Origin of the sequence: Chitinophaga sp. Ak27 (assembly GCF_012726295.1) — a bacterium.
In the GTDB taxonomy this organism is placed as follows: Bacteria; Bacteroidota; Bacteroidia; order Chitinophagales; family Chitinophagaceae; genus Chitinophaga.
The window spans coordinates 18,805-39,640 of record NZ_JABAOB010000015.1; the positions used below are offsets into that span (position 1 = coordinate 18,805).

15 protein-coding genes are annotated in these 20,836 nt (G+C 45.8%); 9 read left to right on the plus strand and 6 right to left on the minus strand.

The window, feature by feature from the left end:
* Window positions 1–116 precede the first annotated feature (116 nt).
* Window positions 117–968, plus strand: a complete 852-nt coding sequence (locus HGH90_RS31240; protein ID WP_168767104.1) for a hypothetical protein — start codon at window positions 117–119, stop codon at window positions 966–968.
* Window positions 965–4,618 carry a BamA/TamA family outer membrane protein gene (locus HGH90_RS31245; RefSeq protein WP_169192781.1) on the plus strand — a complete coding sequence of 1,218 codons (3,654 nt, stop codon included), beginning with the start codon at window positions 965–967 and terminating at the stop codon, window positions 4,616–4,618. The genes HGH90_RS31240 and HGH90_RS31245 overlap by 4 nt, the downstream gene beginning before the upstream one ends.
* A 49-nt stretch (window positions 4,619–4,667) precedes the next feature.
* Here the strand turns inward: HGH90_RS31245 and HGH90_RS31250 are convergent, their stop codons facing one another.
* The 5 genes from HGH90_RS31250 to HGH90_RS31270 form a co-directional block, all read right to left on the minus strand.
* On the minus strand, window positions 4,668–6,998 hold the full coding sequence (locus tag HGH90_RS31250) for a GAF domain-containing protein (RefSeq protein ID WP_168767106.1): 2,331 nt from the start codon (window positions 6,996–6,998) through the stop codon (window positions 4,668–4,670).
* A gap of 211 nt (window positions 6,999–7,209) precedes the next feature.
* Window positions 7,210–8,433: a diaminopimelate decarboxylase gene (gene lysA, locus HGH90_RS31255; protein WP_145660292.1), complete on the minus strand. Its 1,224-nt coding sequence runs from the start codon at window positions 8,431–8,433 to the stop codon at window positions 7,210–7,212.
* Between the two features lie 355 nt (window positions 8,434–8,788).
* Window positions 8,789–9,184 carry an RNA-binding S4 domain-containing protein gene (locus HGH90_RS31260; protein WP_145660289.1) on the minus strand — a complete coding sequence of 132 codons (396 nt, stop codon included), beginning with the start codon at window positions 9,182–9,184 and terminating at the stop codon, window positions 8,789–8,791.
* Between the two features lie 63 nt (window positions 9,185–9,247).
* Window positions 9,248–10,621, minus strand: coding sequence for a dipeptidase (locus HGH90_RS31265; protein WP_169192782.1), 1,374 nt, complete (start codon window positions 10,619–10,621; stop codon window positions 9,248–9,250).
* A 169-nt stretch (window positions 10,622–10,790) separates the two neighbouring features.
* Window positions 10,791–11,255 (minus strand): response regulator, encoded by a 465-nt coding sequence (locus HGH90_RS31270; protein WP_168742667.1) that lies wholly within the window; start codon window positions 11,253–11,255, stop codon window positions 10,791–10,793.
* Between the two features lie 390 nt (window positions 11,256–11,645).
* Here HGH90_RS31270 and HGH90_RS31275 point away from each other — a divergent pair, with 390 nt between their 5' ends.
* From HGH90_RS31275 to HGH90_RS31290, 4 genes are all read left to right on the plus strand, one after another.
* Window positions 11,646–12,233 (plus strand): LemA family protein, encoded by a 588-nt coding sequence (locus HGH90_RS31275; RefSeq protein WP_168767108.1) that lies wholly within the window; start codon window positions 11,646–11,648, stop codon window positions 12,231–12,233.
* Window positions 12,234–12,311: 78 nt separating this feature from the next.
* Complete coding sequence (locus HGH90_RS31280; RefSeq protein WP_168767109.1) at window positions 12,312–12,770, plus strand: TPM domain-containing protein; 459 nt, start codon at window positions 12,312–12,314, stop codon at window positions 12,768–12,770.
* Window positions 12,771–12,805: 35 nt separating this feature from the next.
* Window positions 12,806–13,576, plus strand: coding sequence for a TPM domain-containing protein (locus HGH90_RS32045; protein ID WP_168767110.1), 771 nt, complete (start codon window positions 12,806–12,808; stop codon window positions 13,574–13,576).
* A gap of 17 nt (window positions 13,577–13,593) precedes the next feature.
* Entirely contained in the window at window positions 13,594–14,514 is a 921-nt protein-coding gene (locus tag HGH90_RS31290) for a hypothetical protein (RefSeq protein ID WP_168767111.1), read from the plus strand.
* Window positions 14,515–14,599: 85 nt separating this feature from the next.
* On the opposite strand, the gene HGH90_RS31295 is transcribed toward HGH90_RS31290, so the two are convergent.
* Entirely contained in the window at window positions 14,600–17,149 is a 2,550-nt protein-coding gene (locus tag HGH90_RS31295; RefSeq protein ID WP_169192783.1) for a M1 family metallopeptidase, read from the minus strand.
* A gap of 134 nt (window positions 17,150–17,283) precedes the next feature.
* On the opposite strand from HGH90_RS31295, the gene HGH90_RS31300 reads away from it, so the two are divergent.
* The 3 genes from HGH90_RS31300 to truA all read left to right on the plus strand — a co-directional run bounded on the left by HGH90_RS31300 (window position 17,284) and on the right by truA (window position 20,268).
* Window positions 17,284–17,781, plus strand: coding sequence for a biotin/lipoyl-containing protein (locus HGH90_RS31300; protein WP_169192784.1), 498 nt, complete (start codon window positions 17,284–17,286; stop codon window positions 17,779–17,781).
* Between the two features lie 38 nt (window positions 17,782–17,819).
* Complete coding sequence (locus tag HGH90_RS31305; RefSeq protein WP_169192785.1) at window positions 17,820–19,391, plus strand: DUF4476 domain-containing protein; 1,572 nt, start codon at window positions 17,820–17,822, stop codon at window positions 19,389–19,391.
* Window positions 19,392–19,506: 115 nt separating this feature from the next.
* Window positions 19,507–20,268: a tRNA pseudouridine(38-40) synthase TruA gene (gene truA / locus HGH90_RS31310; protein WP_169192786.1), complete on the plus strand. Its 762-nt coding sequence runs from the start codon at window positions 19,507–19,509 to the stop codon at window positions 20,266–20,268.
* Window positions 20,269–20,836: the final 568 nt, after the last annotated feature.

The window sequence follows — 20,836 nt, forward strand, 5'->3', positions numbered from 1 at the left end:
AATGCCGTTTTTTTCATGGACTATAACGACATATTCGCTGTTTCCGGTATTACAATTCACAAATTCAACCTAAGTTACTGCATTTTTGAGTTAAATTTATGCTATAAAGTTACACTATGGATGTCCGGATCGGGTTAATCTTTCTCCTTTTCTTACTGTCATGCAACGCTTTTAGTGACAGGGAACAAAAAGTGTATTCCTCTCCACCAGGATATAATTTAAAAGAGCCGGTGCGCTACCGGCTGCGGGAATCCATGCAGGAAATTTCCGGGATTGTACTGTTCCCGGATGAACATAAGATCATGACGATTAACGACGAGGAGGGCAGGATTTACCAGGTAGATGTGGCAGCTACCAAGCCTTATCCGTATTATAAGTTCGCCAAAAACGGCGACTATGAAGATATTTGTCGTACCGACAGCGGATGGTTTATATTGAAGAGCAGCGGCTCGTTGTATCATGTACATGGCTTGTTTACCGACAGCGTCTACAGCGATCACTATAAATTGGAGAAGCAAGGTAAACGGGAGTTCGAAACCACCTACTACGACAGTGCCAGGAACAGTATCGTGATGGTATGCAAGAACTGTGAAGATGATAAAAAGCAGGGCATTACCAGCGCTTACCGTTTCGACCTGGCCTCCAAAACATTTGATACCACTGCTATCTATCATTTCGATGCCCGGGAAATCGCCCGCCTCGTGGGATCTGACATGCGCTTCTTTAAGCCATCAGCCGCTGCTATTCACCCGATAGAAAAAAGATTATATATGGTAGCTTCGGTAAATGGACTGCTGGTCATTGCCGACCTGCAAGGTCATGTACAGGAGGCATACAACCTGAAACACCGCTTGTTCCTGCAACCAGAAGGTATTGATTTTGCCCCTAACGGCGATATGTATATTTCTAACGAAGGCGGTTACGATGGCGCTGCCAGTATTCTTAAATTCACTTACAAGTCCAAATGATCAGATCCATCCTTTTTTATATTGTATTGTTCTTCCTTGCCGGTGGCAGTGTGAGCGCCCAATCGCCTACAGTGGTGAAACGTGTCATTCTTATCGGTGATGCCGGCGAACTGCACAGCAACGGGCATAATGCCGTTGTAGACGCGGTGCGCAAAACATTTGATCTCAAAGATAACAACAATACCATCCTCTTCCTCGGCGACAACGTATATCCCAGGGGGATACCCGATTCCGCCAGCGCCAAATATCCGGCTGCGAAAGAAATTCTCGACTACCAGATTAACCTCGTACGGGGGACTAACGCCCGTGGCTATATTATTCCGGGCAATCACGACTGGGATAAGAGCAAACCGGATGGCTGGGATATTATCCGCAACCAGCAGCGGTACGTCGATTCCCTGCACCTGGATAATGTACAGTTCGAGCCAAAAGATGGCTGCCCCGGTCCAATAGAAGTGAAATTAGCAGATAGCATCACGCTTATCATTATGGATAGCGAGTGGTGGGTGTTTCCTTATGAAAAACCCGGCGCGGAGTCGTCTTGTGACTGTAAAGACAATGATGAAATCCTCACGAAATTATCGGAGATAGTGGCGCTGAACCGCAATAAGCTGATCATCTTTGCCACACACCATCCTTTCCGCAGCTATGGTATCCACGGCGGCTACTATACGCTGAAACAACATATTTTCCCGCTTACCGATTTGAAGCCATCACTCTATATTCCGCTGCCTGTTATAGGATCTATTTATCCTTTTGCCAGGGGAGTACTGGGCAGCCTGGAAGATATTCCTAATCCCCGTTATCAGCAAATGATCAAAGGAGTAGAAGAGGCGCTGAAGCCGCATGGCCCGGTAGTATTTGTGTCGGGACATGATCATACGCTGCAGCTTATCAGGGATCAACAAAATGCATATATCGTTAGTGGAAGCGGAGCTAAGCATAACCGTGTTAAAAAAGGGACTAAATCACAATTCGCTTCTACCGCTAACGGCTTCAGTACGGTGGAGTTGCTGTCTGATGGTACGGTCCGCACACAGTATTATTTCGCCGACAATGGGGCTACGCCGGTATTCAGCGAAAACCTGTTTCGTATGCAGGATATCTCTTCACAGGCCATGACCTATAAAACGCCTGCTGAATTACCGCCTTATATCAAAATGGCAGCAGATACCCAATACAACCGTTTCGGAGGCTTCCATAAATTCATCCTGGGCGAAAACTACCGCAAGGTATGGGCGACGCCCTTAAACTTTCCGGTGTTGAACCTGGCTACCGCCAAAGGAGGCCTGAAGGTATTACAACGTGGGGGCGGTAAGCAAACGCACTCTCTCCGGCTGGAAGATAGTACCGGTACAGAATACGCCATGCGTTCATTAAAGAAGTTTCCCCTGGCGGCCATCCCGGAGCTATTGAGAGAAACAGTTGCCCGCGATGTGGTACAGGACCAGATATCCGCGGCAAACCCCTACGCCCCACTGGCAGTGAGCGTGTTAGCTGAAGCCGCCGGCGTACCTCATACTAATCCTACGTTTGTATATCTCCCGGCAGATACCGCGCTGGGTGTTTTCGCCAATAGCTTCGGCAACGAAGTATATCTCTTTGAAGAAAGGGAGCCGATGACGGGGAAGAATGATAAAACTTACAATACTCCCAAAGTACTGGCCAAAATTTTAGGAGATAATGATGTACATGTGGATCAGAAAGCCGTACTACGGGCACGTATACTCGATACCTACATTATGGATTTTGACCGCCATGATGACCAGTGGCGTTGGTACAAAGAATCGCATAAAGGAGAAGATTATTATTACCCGGTACCCCGCGACCGTGACCAGGCATTTTTTATCAACGGTGGCGTATTGCCCCGCCTGGCTTCCCGCCCCTGGATATTGCCCGGAATACAGGGCTTCCGTGATAACATCCCGGATGTGAATGGCTTCCAGTTCAGCGCCCGGTACTTCGACCGTTCTTTTATGAATGAGCTGGATGAAAAAGACTGGAAGAAACAAACAACGAAGTTTCTGAAGAAGATGACCGACAGTGTGATAAAGGCTGCTGTAAACGCCTTCCCGGATACTGTTAAGGCGCAGGTAGGGCCGATGATGATTCACCGCTTATCTGTTCGCCGTGATATCCTGGAAAAAAACATGATGAAGTACTACCGCTTCCTGGCTAAAGGTGTAGATGTACCGGCTACCGGAAAAGATGAGCTGATTGTGGTGGACAAACAGGAAAATGGCGCCGTAGCGTTGGACATCTTTAAAATCAGCAAGAAAGGAAATATCAAACAAAATATCTATTCCCGCACCTTCGATCCGGCTGTCACCAAAGAGGTGAATGTATATGGTATGGGAGGAAATGACCGCTTTGTCATCAAAGGTGATCATGGCACACCCATCCGCATACGCCTGGTGGGTGGCCGCGATGCGGATACTTATATCGACAGTACTACAGTGAAGGCTGGTAAACGGGTACGTATATACGATCAGCGAACTGGCAATGATACATTCGCCCTCTCCCGCAATGAACAACGCAGGTTGTCGAACGATCCCGCTAATATCAAATACAACCGAAACGCTTTCCAGTACGAGAAAACAGTGCCGATGCTGGCTGGCGCCTATAACCGCGATGATGGTTTATTACTGGGACTCGGGTTATCCGATACCCGGCATGCTTTCCGCCGGGAACCGTTTTCGTCGAAACACCTGTTTACCGCTACCCATGCACTGGCTACCCGGGCCTGGAATTTCCGCTATGAAGGTGAATTCACCGACGTCATCGGGAAATCAGACCTCCTGCTGTTTGCACGAGCTAAAGCGCCTAATAATACGATCAATTTTTTCGGCTTCGGGAATGAAACGCAGTTTGATAAATCTAACGGTAAAACCATTTCCTATTACCGCGCCCGGTTTAACATCTATAACGCGGAAGCACTGCTGAGAACAAGCTTTAGCAATCACTTCAACATTGCGTACGGACCTACTTTTACCAATTACGCATTTGATAAAGATGAAAATGGGAATCGTTTTATCACAGATTTTAAAGCTAATGGTCTCGATTCGGCCGGTATCTACGCCAACAAAGCTTATGCCGGTGGAAAAGTGGTAGCAACGCTGGATACGCGCAACAATAAAATTATTCCCACCCGCGGCGTTTTATGGACAACCACTTATTCCGGAAATTTTGGGTTAAATGGAAATAGCTACAATACTACCCAGCTGCAGTCTGATTTAAGTCTGTATATGAGTTTCCGGATTCCCGCCAACTTTGTAATTGTAAGTCGTTTTGGTGGTGGTAAGCTGTGGGGCAACTATGAGTTTTTCCAGGCGCTGACAGTGGGCGGCGTACAGAATCTGCGTGGCTACCGCAATTTCCGGTTTGCCGGCGATGCCAGCCTGTACAACAATACAGAAATACGGGTGAAATTATTCGACCTGAAAACCTACATACTGCCGGCAGGAGTAGGGTTGATTGCTTTCAACGATGTGGGCCGGGTATGGAGAGAAGGAGAAACTTCGCATGTATGGCACGATGGTTATGGTGGAGGTATTTACGTGGCGCCTATCAATACACTGATTATTACCGCGGTGATAGGGCATTCCAAAGAAGAAACAGTACCTTATGTTACCTTCGGGTTTAAGTTTTAATGAAAAAGGTCCCGCTCAGCGGGACCTTTCTTTTTATATGTGACGAGGTTTAGGCTTCTTCCATATTCACAGTTACCCTCAAGGCTTTCAGGCCACTCACTCCCTGTAACTCTTCCAATTCAACTTCCTCAATTTCTGGTAACAGGATTTTTTTGCTTTGGAGAAATGCGATGTATTTTTTCAGTTCCTCCATTTCGCGGGCATAAGAATATACCATGGCAATGGTACCGGGCTGTGTCAATCTTTCGCCGGTATCTTTGATGTGCACTTTATCAATACGTTTTTTAATAATCTCGTAACGAACATTATACGCGCCTTCAACATCGAACCTGCGTTCATCGCTGCGGAAGCTGATGGTAATAGGAGCGCTGTGCATAAGGATCATTTGTGTGGTTTGCAGGTGCACTTTTAGCTTAGGGCTCAGTTTATGCGTCAGCCTGGCGATATGCGCCATTGACGAGAGCTGCCATAGGCGGAGATTGCGTAAATACAGGTGATCAAACTTCTTTTCCTGCGCAATCGACTGACCGATGTAGATGGTATATTCTATACCGTCTGTACGGTATTTCTCAAAATAACAGGGGAAAGATTGTTGAATGTATAGTCTTTCTTTTTCCAGGTATTGACTGATAGCAGTATTCACATGCGACAGGCTTTCCTCATACTCTCTCCGGTGATGATATACATGCCCCTGTGATTTATCTATCTTTTTGAAATAGTTTTCGAGCACAGGTTGCAGCGTTTCATTGCCCTCACAGAGATGTTCCAGTACTGGTTGTATTTCCTGGTCCATGAACTCGTTTACCTTGAGGTCTTCGCCAGCTTGCAGGCTATTGCTGAGATGTTGCAGCAGGTCGTTTGTTTTAAACTGCAATTCTTCCAGCAATGGTAAGTGCACGGTTTGCCCGATTGTTTCGAGCGTATCACGAATCAATTCTAGTTGTTCCTGCAGGTCTTCCCGGATGGCGTTGCCTTGTTGAACAGACGAGTTGCGGATATCTACGGCGCCATATAACGGGTAAACTTCATCAAAACTGATGCTTTCAATATCTTTTCTTTCGTCCGGAGGTGTGAGCAGGTAATTCCAGGCTTCATCCACAAATTTCCATTCCACTGCCGGTTGCAATGCGGTAAACTGGTCTTTGATCACTTCGTTCAACCTGTTTTCCAGGATATTCATACTGCGACTCAGCATTAATCCCAATAAAGGATAGGCATTTTGCAGTTTCCACAACGGCTCTGCTGATAAGCGGTTGGGTACTGAGGACGCTAATTCCAGTACGCCCAAGATTTCCTTTTTATGGGTGATAGGGCATAGGATAAAGCTCCTGATATTTTTAATGGGCAGAAACTTAAGAAAAGGATGAGGGTTGATAGTAGCCTCGTTCACATCCGGTACAATCAGCGGAACCGGGTGCTGTTGCAGATGTTCCAGCATCAACTGGAAGAAATGCTGTTGCTGTTTCTTGTTGCCGATACCTAAGATAGGATCGGTGTTGGAAAATTGTTCTTCCAATACGCTTTTACCGTTCACCTTTGGAAACGGTACCATGTGCGCGGTGATATCTGGGATTCCTAGTATGGTGGGAATCATTTTTTCGAGGCTCCGGTAGCTGTCAACCTCGTTGTTGGCGCGCATATTCATTACCAGGTTCTTGATGTTGTTCAGCGTTTCAGACTGGGTCACGTCTTTTACCGTCCATATCACAAAGCCTTCCAGGGAAAACAGGTGTGTTGGAAGCAGTTGCTGTAAAGCATCTGGCGTAATTTGTTTCGAACAAAACTGGTTATAGTCCAGGTTTGGTACCGATCCATTTACTTTTACATCTACAAACCGGGCATCGATATTCACTTTCACATAACGCTTTATGCCATCGGGTGTTTCAACCCGGTGGATAATATCGTTTTTATAGTTCATGGGAAAGTGAAATACCTTTTCCAGGATCAGTTTATACAGCCAGGTCATTTTATCTTTCTTCACCTGGGCCAGGGAAATACCATCAGGTACGGTGGTCAGTTCTTTTCCGTCTGAGGTGAAAAGCTGTTTGAAAAGGTCTGAATAATGGAAGATGGCAAATCTATAAGGAGCTCCCATACCATAAATATCCGTGGACGAGTCGGTAGTTACCGGGAAAATGGCAGCAATCAGTAAATCCAGGTATTCCTTGTATTGGCTGAGATCCGCATCCGGCGAGATGGGATTGAGTATATCCGGGTTGCTTTCAAATTTGTCAATGATCAGTTGATAAAAAGAGGAACGGGCATCATCTCCATTTCCTACTTTCTCCCTCAGATAGTTGAGGAATGGGACGAATGATATATTGGACTCAATTACTTTATCATCGTTAAAAACGCCGGGGTGTGCAGTTAAAACTTTCATATCTACGTATAATTATAACCAAAGGCTATTCTTTTAATGCCAGCAAAAAATGTCTTAATACAAGTTACAATAACCAGTGCAGGTATAACAGAGAGGAGGTAATAATGGAGACGTAAAGGTAGGAGAAATATTGTATCAAGGGATGCAGGAAATTGTATTTAGTTTGTTGATATGGTAATCAATTACCTACATCCCTTGAAAAAATAATATATTACTGCAGTTCGATCTGGTTTTTCAGGAGGTCTTCGAGGGTATCGCGTCTGCGGATCAAGTGCGGTTTACCCTCTTTTACTAGTACTTCCGCTGGTTTCAGGCGGGAGTTAAAGTTGGAAGACATTTCAAAACCATAGGCGCCGGCGTTATAGAATACCAGGTAATCGCCTTCTCTCACTTCATTAATTTTCCTATCCCATCCGAAGGTATCTGTTTCGCAGATGTTTCCCACTACAGTATAGATCCGTTCCGTGCCTTTAGGATTGGAGATATTGCGGATCAGGTGGAAAGCATCGTAAAACATTGGTCTGATCAGGTGGTTAAAGCCGGAGTTCACACCTACAAATACGTTAGCTGTAGTTTGTTTGATTACATTAGCTTTTACGACGAAGTAACCACACTGGCTTACCAGGAATTTTCCTGGCTCAAACCAAAGCTGTAGCGGACGTACGTATGTTTTGGCGAAGTTGTTGAATGCTTCGCTCAGTTTTCTGCCAAGCAGGTCAATATCAGTTTCAGGATCTCCCTGTTGGTAGGCCACCTTAAATCCGCTGCCCAGGTCAATAGATTCCAGGTCGGGGAAGTGTTGTACCATTTCCAGCATTACCTCTACACCACGCAGGAACACGTCTACGTCTTTGATTTCGGAGCCGGTGTGCATGTGCAGGCCCGTTACTTTCAGTTTGGTAGAGTTGATAATGCGTTCGATATGGCGCATCTGGTGGATGGAAATACCAAACTTGCTATCAATATGGCCGGTAGAGATTTTGAAGTTACCACCTGCCATGATATGTGGGTTCAGGCGGATGCAAATGGGATAGCTGCCACCGAACTTATTCCCGAATTGCTCCAGGATAGACAGGTTGTCGATGTTGATAATTACGCCCAGGTCTTTGGCTGCAATGATTTCCTGCAGGTCTACACAATTGGGGGTAAAGATGATATTTTTAGGATCGAACCCGGCTTTCAGGCCCAGTTGTACTTCCTGGATGGATACAGTATCGAGGCCGCAACCAATAGAATTGACGTACTTAAGGATATTGATGTTGGTCAATGCCTTACAGGCGTAGAAAAAGCGGGTGTCGGCCTTATGAAACGCCTTTTGCAGCTTTTCATATTGGGTTTTAATCTTTTCCGCATGGTATATGTATACCGGGGTACCAAATTCTTCTGCTATTTTCACCAGGAAATCGGCAGCAAGTACGTCGCTTTGTTTAGGCATTGATAATCCTTAGTTTAAGAATGAGGTGGCAAAATTACTACGCAAAAGTGAGAAAATGTAGAAAAATGCGTAAGGGCTGTAAATGCGGTTGTCAGAAGAGAGGAATCGTCTCTCAGAAAACAAAGCATTAGTTTAAAATTTAATGTGTGTAGATGTGACAAATACTTGATTTCTTTTCTGCACCAGGTAAAATATCTCTATAAAAGGCAACTTCAGCATTGCAGAAATGGAAGAAATAAAGACCTCGCCTGGAAGGTACAACAGGACTTGAAAGACCTACTCTGGGCTTTTTGCTAAACAAAAAAGGTGTCTTTGCATTGCAAAGAACACCTCTAAAATAAATTGTTATAAGATCCTATTCCTCGTCTCCTTCCATAAATCCTTCTATACTTCTGCGGTCTTTCTTGGTAGGGCGGCCAATCTTACTCTGGCGCTTACCAGTCTGGAATACAGATGGAACGTATGCCGGGGCGAGTTTATCTTCGTCGGGGGTATTGTCAGTATAATATTTAATGGCTTCTGAGTAGGCTACCCGGTTGGAAATGATACCTACTACTTCGATCACCCACTTGCGGGCTTCTCCTCTGATTTCGAATTTATCGCCGATGGATACAGGTTTAGCGGCTTTTACGGAAGAACCGTTCATTTTTACTTTACCACTGTCACAGGCATCAGCAGCCTGGCTGCGGGTTTTGAAAACCCTGATGGACCAGAGGTATTTATCAACGCGTACTTTTTCAGTGTTACTCATGTGATAAGCTTTTAACGTTTAGCCTACACAGCCCCACGTTCAGCGGGGCTGTGTAGCCAAAGGCTATTTCTTCGCCAATTCCGCAAAGTACTTATGAAAATACGGAATGGTTTCAATGCCTTTGTAATAGTTTGCTAAGCCATACTTCTCGTTGGGAGAATGCAGGTTGTCGCTGTCGAGGCCAAAACCCATCAATACTGTTTTCAGTCCCAGTGTTTTTTCAAACAAAGCTACAATTGGAATGCTACCACCACCGCGAACTGGGATAGGCGCTTTACCAAAGGTAGTACTGATGGCCTCATGGGCAGCTTTAAATGCAACGGAATCTGTTGGTGTTACATATGGGCTACCACCATGATGTTTGGTTACTTTCACTTTTACACTCTTGGGCGCAATGGCTTCGAAGTGTTTGGTGAACAGGTCAGATATTTCATGCCAGTCCTGGTTAGGCACAAGGCGCATAGATATTTTAGCAAATGCTTTGGATGGCAATACGGTCTTGGATCCTTCACCAGTGTAGCCTCCCCATATACCGTTCACTTCCAGGGTAGGACGGATGCCGGTTCTCTCGATGGTGCTATATCCTTTTTCTCCCCGAACATCAGCGATGCCCAGGTCTTGCTTGTACGCTTCTTCGTCGAATGGAGCGGCATTGAGGGCTGTTCTTTCATCGGCGCTCAGTTCCTGTACTTTGTCGTAAAAACCAGGGATGGTGATGTGATTGTTTTCGTCGTGCAGGGAAGCAATCATTTTAGCGAGGATAGTGGCGGGGTTGGCAACGGCGCCACCATATACACCACTGTGCAGGTCACGGTTAGGGCCGGTTACCTCTACTTCCATGTAAGCCAGGCCACGCAGACCGGTATCAATGGAGGGCGTATCCAGGCTGATCATGGAGGTGTCTGAAATCAATACTACATCAGCTTTCAGGCGCTCTTTATTTTGTTCCAGGAAAATACCCAGGTTAGCGGAACCTACTTCTTCTTCCCCTTCAATCATGAATTTGATATTACAGGGAATAGAGTTGGTTTTGTACATGGTTTCAAAAGCTTTTACATGCATGTAAAACTGGCCTTTGTCATCGGCACTGCCGCGGGCATATATATTGCCATCTTTGATAACGGGTTCAAACGGACCGCTATGCCACAATTCCAGCGGATCTGCGGGCTGTACATCGTAGTGGCCATATACCAATACGGTGGGTAAGGAAGGATCTATTATTTTTTCTCCGTAAACGATAGGGTGACCTGCAGTCTGACACACTTCTACTTTGTCGGCGCCTGCTTCCTGCAAACGCTGTTTCACCGCTTCTGCGCAACGTTGCGTATCTCCATTAAAACGGGAGTCGGCACTCACAGAAGGAATGCGCAACAGTTCCAGTAATTCCTCCAGGAAACGATCTTTATTCTCTGCCTGGTAATCTTTCCAAACTTGCATGTTTCAGGTATGATTAAGTTTACAATGTGGTGCAAGTTAACGGAAAATCAACATTCAGAAATTCCGTACCAGGGGATTTTGATAAACGGAAGCCGGCAGATACAGGCACATAAAAAACTGTCTGCTTCATTAAGAAGCAAACTGTTCAAGTCACCGCGGCACGAAATAATCAGGAAATCAACTTCTGTCTTACCAGGAATTCCAGTTGCTGGTTTACATCCAGCAGTTTGGCGGTCAATTCTTTGTTTTCTTTACGGAGCGCATATACCTCATAAGCTTTGTCAATATTATGCTTCAGCTCCTCTTCGTTCCAGGGTTTGGAAAAATACTTGTATACCTGTCCTTTATTGATAGCGTCTACCACAGCGTTAATATCGGCATAGCCAGTGAGTAACATGCGGATGGGTTCGGGGTACTTTTCCAATATGGATTCAAAAAACTCAATCCCGGTAGTTTTGGGCATGCGCTGATCCGAGATAATGATGTGAAATTCCTGCTCTGCCAGTAATTTTTCCGCTTCTTCTGCAGAGGTGGCAGTTACCACGTGGTACATCCTTCTGAATGAAGCTTTAAAGGCATTCAGATTGTGTATTTCATCATCAATATAGAGTATATGGATGTGTTGTGCACTCATTTAAGCAGACTTAGTTCCAAGTTATTGATAATAAATGAGTTAGAAACAATGAAACTTTTGATATCGATTTTGTGTCCATTCTGCCTCATTCACCCTAAAATCATATTGTAAAACGTTCAGCGTTTATTACTTGGCAAAGGTACATATAAACATACTGTTTTATGACGAATATTTCAAGGATGACTGAACTTTTTTAAAAAATTGCCGTTTCCTTATCCAATAGCTATTTAGTGGCTGAGTTTCCATATTTTCGTGTAGGCGTCAAAAGAACGGCTTTACCGCCTTTTCTATCGTCTTTACCGATGAAAACAACTAGTTACACCGGCAACGTGTAAAATGGGAATACGTTTTGCTCATTTGCCGGCACTTAAAATTTTAAATTTAATCCAGATGAAAAAAGGAGTTATTGTTATTGTAGTACTCGTAATTCTAGCTATGGCAGGTTGTGGTGGTTGTAATAAGTACAACGGATTAGTGAACCAGGACGAAAACGTGAAAAATAAATGGGGAGTGGTGCAAAGTAGCTACCAACGCCGCGCTGACCTGATTCCTAACCTCGTAGCTACTGTAAAAGGTGCTGCCAACTTCGAAACTGAAACACTGGAAAAAGTAATCCAGGCCCGAGCCAGCGCTACCCAGATAAAGGTAGATGTGAATGACCTGAGCCCGGAAAAAATACAGCAATACCAGGCTGCTCAAGGTCAATTAAGCCAGGCACTCGGTCGCTTGCTCGCCGTGTCTGAAAGCTATCCTGACCTAAAAGCAAATGCCAACTTCCAGAACCTGCAAGTACAACTGGAAGGTACTGAAAACAGGATCAATGTAGCGCGGAACGATTTCAACCAGGCGGTAAATAGCTACAATAGCTCTGTACGTACCTTCCCTGGTAATATTGTTGCCGGCATCGCCGGATTCAAACAGAAAGGCTATTTTGAGGCTTCAGCTGGTGCTGAGAACGCGCCACAAGTGAAATTCTAATACCACCCAGATAAAGGCTCCCGGCCGGCTGCATCTCTATTCGATTTGTTGCCGGCCGGTCCCCAAAAAATACCAGGCATGCGCTTATTCCCTTTTAAAAGAAAAGAAATTTTTTCCGAGCCGGAGAAGAACAGGTTAGTGCAGGCAATACGGGTAGCCGAACGGCTTACCTCCGGCGAAATCAGATTGTTTGTGGAAAGCCACTGCAGCTACGTAAATCCAATGGACAGGGCCAAAGAAGCCTTTGTGTCGCTCGATATGGGAAAAACACGGCTCCGCAATGGCGTATTGGTATATGTGGCCATAAAAGACCGGCAGTTTGCCATTCTCGGCGACCAGGGAATTCACGAAAAGGTAGGCGATGACTTTTGGGCAAAGGAAGCGGCGCTCCTCATCAGCCATTTCCAGGATAACCGCATTATTGATGGCATTGAAGCCTGCATTGAGGAGATAGGAAGCTCGCTCCGTACTCACTTTCCACACGAAGCCAGCAACGATGAGAATGAACTGCCCGATGATATCGTCTTTAATATCTGACGACCACTCTTTTTAACGATTTTAGCTTTGATACAATGAGGATACTACGCTGGTTTTTACCGGGATTATTAATGATGACAGGTTTGCTGGCAAATGCCCAGAATATACCGCCCCGGCCTAATCCTCCAACTTTAGTCAACGACTTTGCAGGCGTACTGCTGAAAAATGAAGATGACGCGCTCGAACAAAAGTTAGTCGCCTACTACGACAGTACCTCTACCCAAATCGCCATCGTCACCCTAAAATCTGTGGGCGACTATGACATCAGCCAGGTATCGTTAAAAATTTTACGCGATTGGGGAATTGGTACAAAAGGTAAGAACAATGGAATACTTATTCTTGTTTCAGTTGAAGACAGGAAGATCAGGATTGAAACAGGATACGGCATGGAAGGGGTTGTTCCTGATGCGATCGCCAATGATATCATTAACCAGGCCATCAAGCCCAATTTCCGGGAAGGACGTTATTATGAGGGATTGAACGCAGCTGTAGATGGTATCATCAAAGCTGCGGCAGGAGAGTACAGAGCCAATCCGCGTCAAAGCAAGCCCGGTATTAGCCCCGGCGGCGTTTTTCTCATCATCCTGTTGATTGTCATCATCGTTTCGCTCATCAGTCGCGGCGGCGGTGGCGGCGGCGGCGGAACCACTTACAACCGACGTGGTGGCTGGATATGGCCGGTAATCGGAAGTGGTATGTTTGGTGGCGGCGGAGGCGGATGGTCCGGCGGTGGAGGAGGCGGAGGCGGCTTCGGTGGCTTCGGCGGAGGTTCCGGAGGTGGCGGAGGTGCCAGTGGTAGCTGGTAATGCTTGAAAATTATTTTATGTCATACCTGAATGTGTTAAATGGAGATGCTATCCTTAACTTGTTCCGGCAAAGCAAGGTGCCGGGAGAAGTGGTAGTATGCCGGGAAATGATGTGTGAAGGCAAAGTCAAGTATACAAAAGACCTCACCGTGTTTTTTGAAAGCAGGGCTAAGCACCTCGAATACCAATACGGTATTGATAAACAAACTTATTATACGAATGTAGTACAGGAGCTGGAGAAACTGGATTCCTCCGGCTCCGCTACAGATGAAATTATACTCTGGTTTGAATACGACCTGTTTTGCCAGGTCAACATGATATTCCTTCTCCACTATATCAACGTTAAACTCCCCCAGGCGCCGCCTATCAGTATTGTGGATCTGCCTCATCATCCATCACCGGAAATCCTGGCCCAGGTGTTTGAACAACGGGTGCGGCTAAACGCCGATGACCTTGCACTGGCAGCCGACGTATGGGATGCCTGGTGCCAACATTCTCCGCAGGAGCTGGAACATATCAGTAAAAGACCTCCCGGTAACCTCCGGCATTTGCCAGCAGCTATCATAGCGCACCTGAAAAGATTTCCTGACAGTATCACCGGCCTGAGCGTGATTGAAAGCTATTTCCTGCTTCGTCTCGCCCTGGGCAGTTATCGCTGGTACGATCTGTACACGCTTTTCTGGAGCGAACTGGAAATCTTTGGTTTCACCAATTTTCAGCTTGATATCTTGGTAAACCGCATGGTACGCGCAGGTGTGCTGGAAGAAAATGACCAGATGCTGAAGATAACCAGCCTGGGAAAGGAAATATTGAATGAGGAAGAAAATTACCTCGATTATTGTTCGCTGGAACATCGCTGGCTGGGCGGCGTTCGGCTCTCTGATAATACCTGGTGCTGGGATCATGAAACACAGACCCTGGTAAATGTAGAAAGATAATATCCTGACACGGTTATAAAAGATCGGGGGAGATGGAAACGGCTATCCGCTTTCATCTCCCCCGATCTTTTTATAGTGATATTATTTACTCTTTAATAGCAGTTCTAATCGTTTCAGCTGCTTTACGCAGATATTCTGCCTGCTTAGTCAACTCGTCCCTGTTGGCGCCGCTAACCGCGGTTGCCTCCTGGGCTTTGTTTTTGCTGATTTCCTGCATCCAGTTGCTGATGTAGGTGTTTACCTGCGGATTGTTGAACTGGGCTGTCATGGCTTTCACCTGGTCTACCCCTTTAACCACTGCATCGGTGTTGCTGATCTTGGATAAAAAGCCGAGGTAATCGAAGGCTGCATTCAGCTTGTCCTGGCCGCTGGTTTCATCGAATTTGGTAGCCACAAAACCGATATCTGCCGCATTGCCTTTTCTGGCATATACGCTGGCAATAGCACCTACCAGTTTGCCTTTGGTATCGCTTTCCAACTGCTTGGCGATGGTATATGCTTTATCCAAATCCAATGCCGATAAGCCTTCCAGACCGGCCGCTTCTACTCCATAGGATTTATCTTTGGTAGCTGCTTCAAACAGTGGCACATATTCGGTGCTCTTTAACTCTGCCAGTTGTTGTAACGCAGCGGCCCGTACCAAGGCACTGGGATCATTCTTGGCTAGTTCCACCACAATGGGCAATGTAGCTGCTTTGACAGCGCTGTTGTTCATGTTAAGCTTACTGATTGTATAGCTTCTTAAACCATGGTATTTATCTTTTAAGGCTGCCTGTAACAGCTTCACTGCATCGGGATTGGAAGCCTGCGCGTCTCCCGCTTCATCGATGGCCTGGCGGCGATCCTGGTAGTTGGGCGCATGAGCATATTGATACAGGTAGGTGCTAAAGGAGCGGTGATCATCTACTTTAGATAATATCACTTTATCTGCATCTACATTTACCAGGTCAGGCTTGGTGGAATAAGCATAAGTAAATGAATCTACCCTGCTTTCCATGAAGATGTTATGACGGGTTACTTTACCACTCTCATAAATATCAATGGCCATGGGGATTTGCCATACTTTAGCCTCTTTTTGAATCTGTTGTAAGATAACAGTCACTGTTTTAGCGGTGTCATTGTATTTGTAGCTGATATCCAGTTGTGGAAAACCCTTACCAAAATACCACTCATTGAAAAACCAGTTCATATCACGACCCGTTACTTCTTCGAAGGCCAGGCGCAGCTGATGCGCTTCTGTTGCTTTGAATGCGTTGGTTTTCAGGTACAGGTTCAGTGATTTAAAGAAAGCGGAATCGCCTACTGCATACCGCAGCATATTGAGGATACGGCCACCTTTCTGGTATGTAATCTGGTCGAACATATCTTCCCGGTCGCGGTAGTGAAAGCGTACTAGGTCCTTGTCGCCGGAGTATTGTACCATCGACATATAGGATTGTGCCGCCTCCAGGCTGTGCTCATCTGCTGCATCTTTACCGTATTTATGTTCCAGCCACAAGTATTCGCTGTAGTCGGCGAAAGATTCGTTAACGGTCAGGTTGCTCCACGACTCAGCAGTAGCGAGGTCGCCAAACCAGTGGTGAAACAGCTCGTGCGCAATGACGCATTCATTATAGTTGTTGTTGTCGAGCAGTTCCCGGTCTGTTTTCTGCATGAACTCACCGTGTAGGGTAGCGGTAGTATTTTCCATAGCGCCGGAAACGTAGTCACGGCCGGTAATCTGTGAATACTTCACCCAGGGATAATCGTATCCCAGTATTTTGGAATAGAAGGTGAGCATTTCCGGTGTATTGCCAAAGATATTTTTAGCATATTTTTCGAAAGGCTTCTCTACATAGTAGTTCACCTCTTTCCCGCGCCAGCTGTCTTTTACAATAGCATATTCACCTACCGCCATCATAAAGAGATAGGGGGAGTGGGGGAGATCCATTTTCCAGGTATCAGTACGGGTGCCATCGGCATTACGTTTCTGGCTTACCAGCTTACCGTTGGAAAGAGTCACGTATTTATTTTCCACCGTCATGCTGATTTCCTCCGTGCACTTCTGGTTGGTTTTATCTATTGTAGGAAACCAGGCGGAAGAGCTTTCAGTTTCACCCTGGGTCCAGATCTGGATAGGCTTATTGGGATCTTTTCCATCGGGATTAATAAAATATAATCCTTTGGCATCACTGATAGCCGCGCTGCCTTTCACTTTGAGCTCATCTGGCTTGGCGGTATAGTTGATATGTATAATATAAGATTCAGTGGGCTTATATTGCTTGTCCAGTGCGATGTGCAGCTGCATGCCATCGTAGCTGTATTTCAGGGGATTATTTTTACCTGCTTTTACCAGGGCCACATCCTTTATATCCATGCCTTTGGCATCGAGTGTAACGGAATCGGTAACATAGAAGTGAGGTTTCAGGGTAATCCAGGCCTTACCATACAGGTATCTTTTGGCATAGTCAAAACGTACATCCAGCTTGGTATGTACCAGATCGTTCACTTTAGTGGCAGCAGCGCGGTAAATTTTGAGTACGGGGTCGTCCTGGGCCGCTTTCTCAGACTGGGCCATCAGGGAATTTGAAAATCCCAGTCCGGCCATTCCTCCAATCAGCATTCCTATAAGGGATTGCTTCAGTTGTTGATTCATGTAAAAGATGGTTTTAAACAAATGTATCGGCTTGACCGATTTTAAAGAGTCAAATTTAAACAAATGGGCTAAATATGAGGTAAGTGGTTAAAAATGCTATTTTTGTTACGGTTACTGGCCAATAAAACAGCATTATGATCAAAGCAATAGTGAATGGCAAATCTACATTTGCCGTTAATAATGATACAAAGGTTACCATCGACAACCAGGCAGTAGATTGGTCAGCCGCACAATTGCCTACCGGCGATTATAGCGTTATCATGGATGGCCATAGCTACCAGGCGCAGGTATTAAAGGTGGAGAAAGACACTAAAATGGTGGTATTGCAAGTAAACCAACAGGTGTTCGAAGTCGTTATTGAAGAACCAATCGATCAGTTACTGGCCTCCATGGGGATCAAAGATGCCATGACCAGGAAGGTGAACGATATTAAAGCACCCATGCCGGGACTGGTATTGAAGGTACTGGTAACCCCCGGGCAGACCATCCATAAGGGCGATCCGGTATTGATCCTGGAGGCCATGAAAATGGAGAATGTATTTAAGGCCACCGCAGATGCGGTCGTGAAAGAAGTTAAAGTGGCAGAACGCACCGCCGTGGAAAAAGGCGAGGTGCTGATCGTGCTGGAATAATATTTGCACAAGGACAGTTTTTTATACCAATCTATAGTATGCATCTCAGATTCAGGACAGTAACATTTGTTTCGGTGTGCCTCTTACTTTGCAGCCAGGCTTGGGCGCAGGTACAGCATCACTACGTATATATTCAGAGCGAGAAGGGACAGCCATTTTATGTGAAACATAATGGCCAGGTGTTGAGTTCCACGGAACGAGGCTACATTATCCTGCCACAGCTAAGCAGCGGGACGACCCCTATTACCGTGGGTTTCCCGAAAAATGAGTCACCCGAAGTAAAGTTTGACCTGAGGATAGCTAAAAATGATCAAGGCTTCCTGCTAAAGAAATCAGGGGATGCTGCCTATTCATTGTATGATCTGCAGTCATTCCGTGAAATAAAATCAGAGGAGGGCACTGCCGTGCAAACCGCCGCTGTTACTGAAACGCCAGCTCCGGCGCCGGTAGAAGCAGATACAACAGCCCCCGTTCCGGATACCGCTAAAAAGGAAATGATGGCTAACCTCCAGAAAGACCTTGAAACCACTTTCGCGGATAAAGCGGTGGTAACTGGCCCGAATAAACCTGTTAACCCTGTGAAACCGGCAGCCAATAAAGGGAATAGCTTTTCTTCCGCTTTAGATAAAGTAGTGGTAAGCGGAGATGATAGAAATGAGCCGGAACCAGAAGTTGCCGCCACGCCAGCACAGCCAGCAACAGCACCCGCTGCAGATGAGCCGGAAGTGAAGAAAAGTAGGGGAGGCCGGAAACATAAAGGTGCCCGGGAACCGTTAACAGAAGAAGAACAAGCGCTCCTCACCGAGGTGATGGCGGAAGAAAATAGAACGGCTGCGAGTGAAGCAGCAGCTGCGGATGCTGCCAAAGCCGCCACAGAAGACGCGCCTGTAAAGAAGCAGAAGAAACATAAGCAGAGAGAAGGAGATCCGGATTTTATCGAGTTCCAGGATGATAAAGCACAAACTGCTTCCGCTGCCGGAAAAGACGCTGCCGCAGCTACACCAGCACCGGCGGTTGTAGAAGTGCCGGTGGAAGCAACTCCTGTGCCCGCGGAAGATCAGCCTGTCCGCAAGAAGAAGAAACGGAGCAAAATTTTTGATGATACGGAACACCCGGCCAATGTTATCACAGATGATTCCAGCGGTTATGGCGTAATGGCTCCTCGTTCTGACGAAGCGCCGGTAAAGAGCAAGAAGAAAAAGAAACATGGTGATGAAGTGGAAATGGATGCTGCTGGTACCCCGGTAGGCGCTGCTGTGGCGGCCGAAGAACCTGTGGCTAAGAAGAAATCATCTGAGACCCGCCTGCTTAATTCAGATTGTACTAATATCATGGATGAAGCTACCTTCCGTAAAGTGTTGCGCAAGTTCGCTGCCGCCAAAACAGACAATAGCATGATCGACGTGTTTATGAAACAAACACGGAACTATTGCCTGGAAACAGCACAGGTGAAAACACTGGTTTCCCTGCTCACGGCTGATGATACGCGCTATCGTTTACTGGATGCAGCTTATCCCAAAACGTATGATACCGAAAAATATGGTTCACTGGAGAGTATCCTGATAGATGATTACTACAGGGGAAGATTCCGGGCTATGTTGCATAAATAGTGGTAATAGGCAGATTTATCATTACGGAGTTGTAGGTAGACAGATAATAGATCGTCTGCTCACAACTCCGTAATTCATTATTGGTAATTCGTAATTCTTTATTTTCGCCCCCGATATGAACAGGTATTTTATAGAAGTGGGTTACAATGGGGCGCAGTATAGCGGCTTCCAGGTGCAGGAAAATTCGCATACGGTGCAAGCAGAAATAGACAGGGCTTTGAGCCTGTTGCTGAGAGATACCGTCGCGAGCACGGGCTCCAGCAGAACGGATGCCGGCGTAAATGCGCAGCAGAACTTTCTGCATTTTGATACGGCAGTACCATTGCACCCACAGTTTTTATATAAAATCAATGCCATCCTGCCGGATGATATCGTGTTGAGAAGAATATACCAGGTACCTCCAGACGCTAATTCCCGCTTTGCTGCCCTGGCGCGATCATATGAGTATACTTTGTATACGCATAAAGACCCGTTTATGAAAGACAGGGGCTACTTCTTTCCTTATAAAATGGATATCGCTGCATTACAGGAAGCTGCGGCGGTGATCAAAACTTACAGTGACTTTACCACCTTCTCCAAGCGTAATACCCAGGTAAAGACTTATATATGTAAGGTCATGGAATCTTCCTGGACAGTGGAAGGCGAGCGTATAGTCTATAACGTTACCGCTAACCGCTTCCTGCGTGGAATGGTGCGCGGTTTAGTAGGTACTATGCTGAGAGTAGGGCGGGGAAAGCTTTCCATGGATCAGTTCAGGGAAGCGATAGAAAGTAAAGACTGTACAAAAGCTGACTTTGCGGTACCTCCCCAGGGGTTGTTTTTAATGAATGTAAAATACCCGGAAGGGCTTTTGACGCCTATTACCTTTATCCCCTGATAATTATTATATGGCTACAATCCTTTGTAGTAAAGGATTGTAGCGTTTTCCTTTAAAATAAGGCAATAAAAAAATTGGAAGTGTGAAAAAAGCGCCTACCTTTGCGCTCCGCTTTGATAGAAAGCACCTACAAAAAGCTCTTTCACACACATCATTTCCCACTGATTTTTATAGCGATACAATAGCAGTTGTTATTGATAAATTCAGAAAATAAAATTTAAAAAATCTTTAAAAAGATTTGGTGGAAATGAAAAGTTTGCTACCTTTGCAACCCCAACGATAACGGGGCAACAAACGGAAAGCGAAGTTGAGAAAATTGAGATAAAAGATGTTCGGCCAAAGGGCCACCGGGATCGGATCTCACACATCGGCAAACAATCTTCACAGATTGAAAAGTTCTTTGAAAGAATGGAAACAACAGCACGAATCTAAGTAGTGATACTTAGGTTCAAACACAGGTAATGTTAAAGCTAAACATAATTTAAACGATCCGATTGATTTCGAGAGAAATTAGTCAGTATCAAAACTTCTTTACAATGGAGAGTTTGATCCTGGCTCAGGATGAACG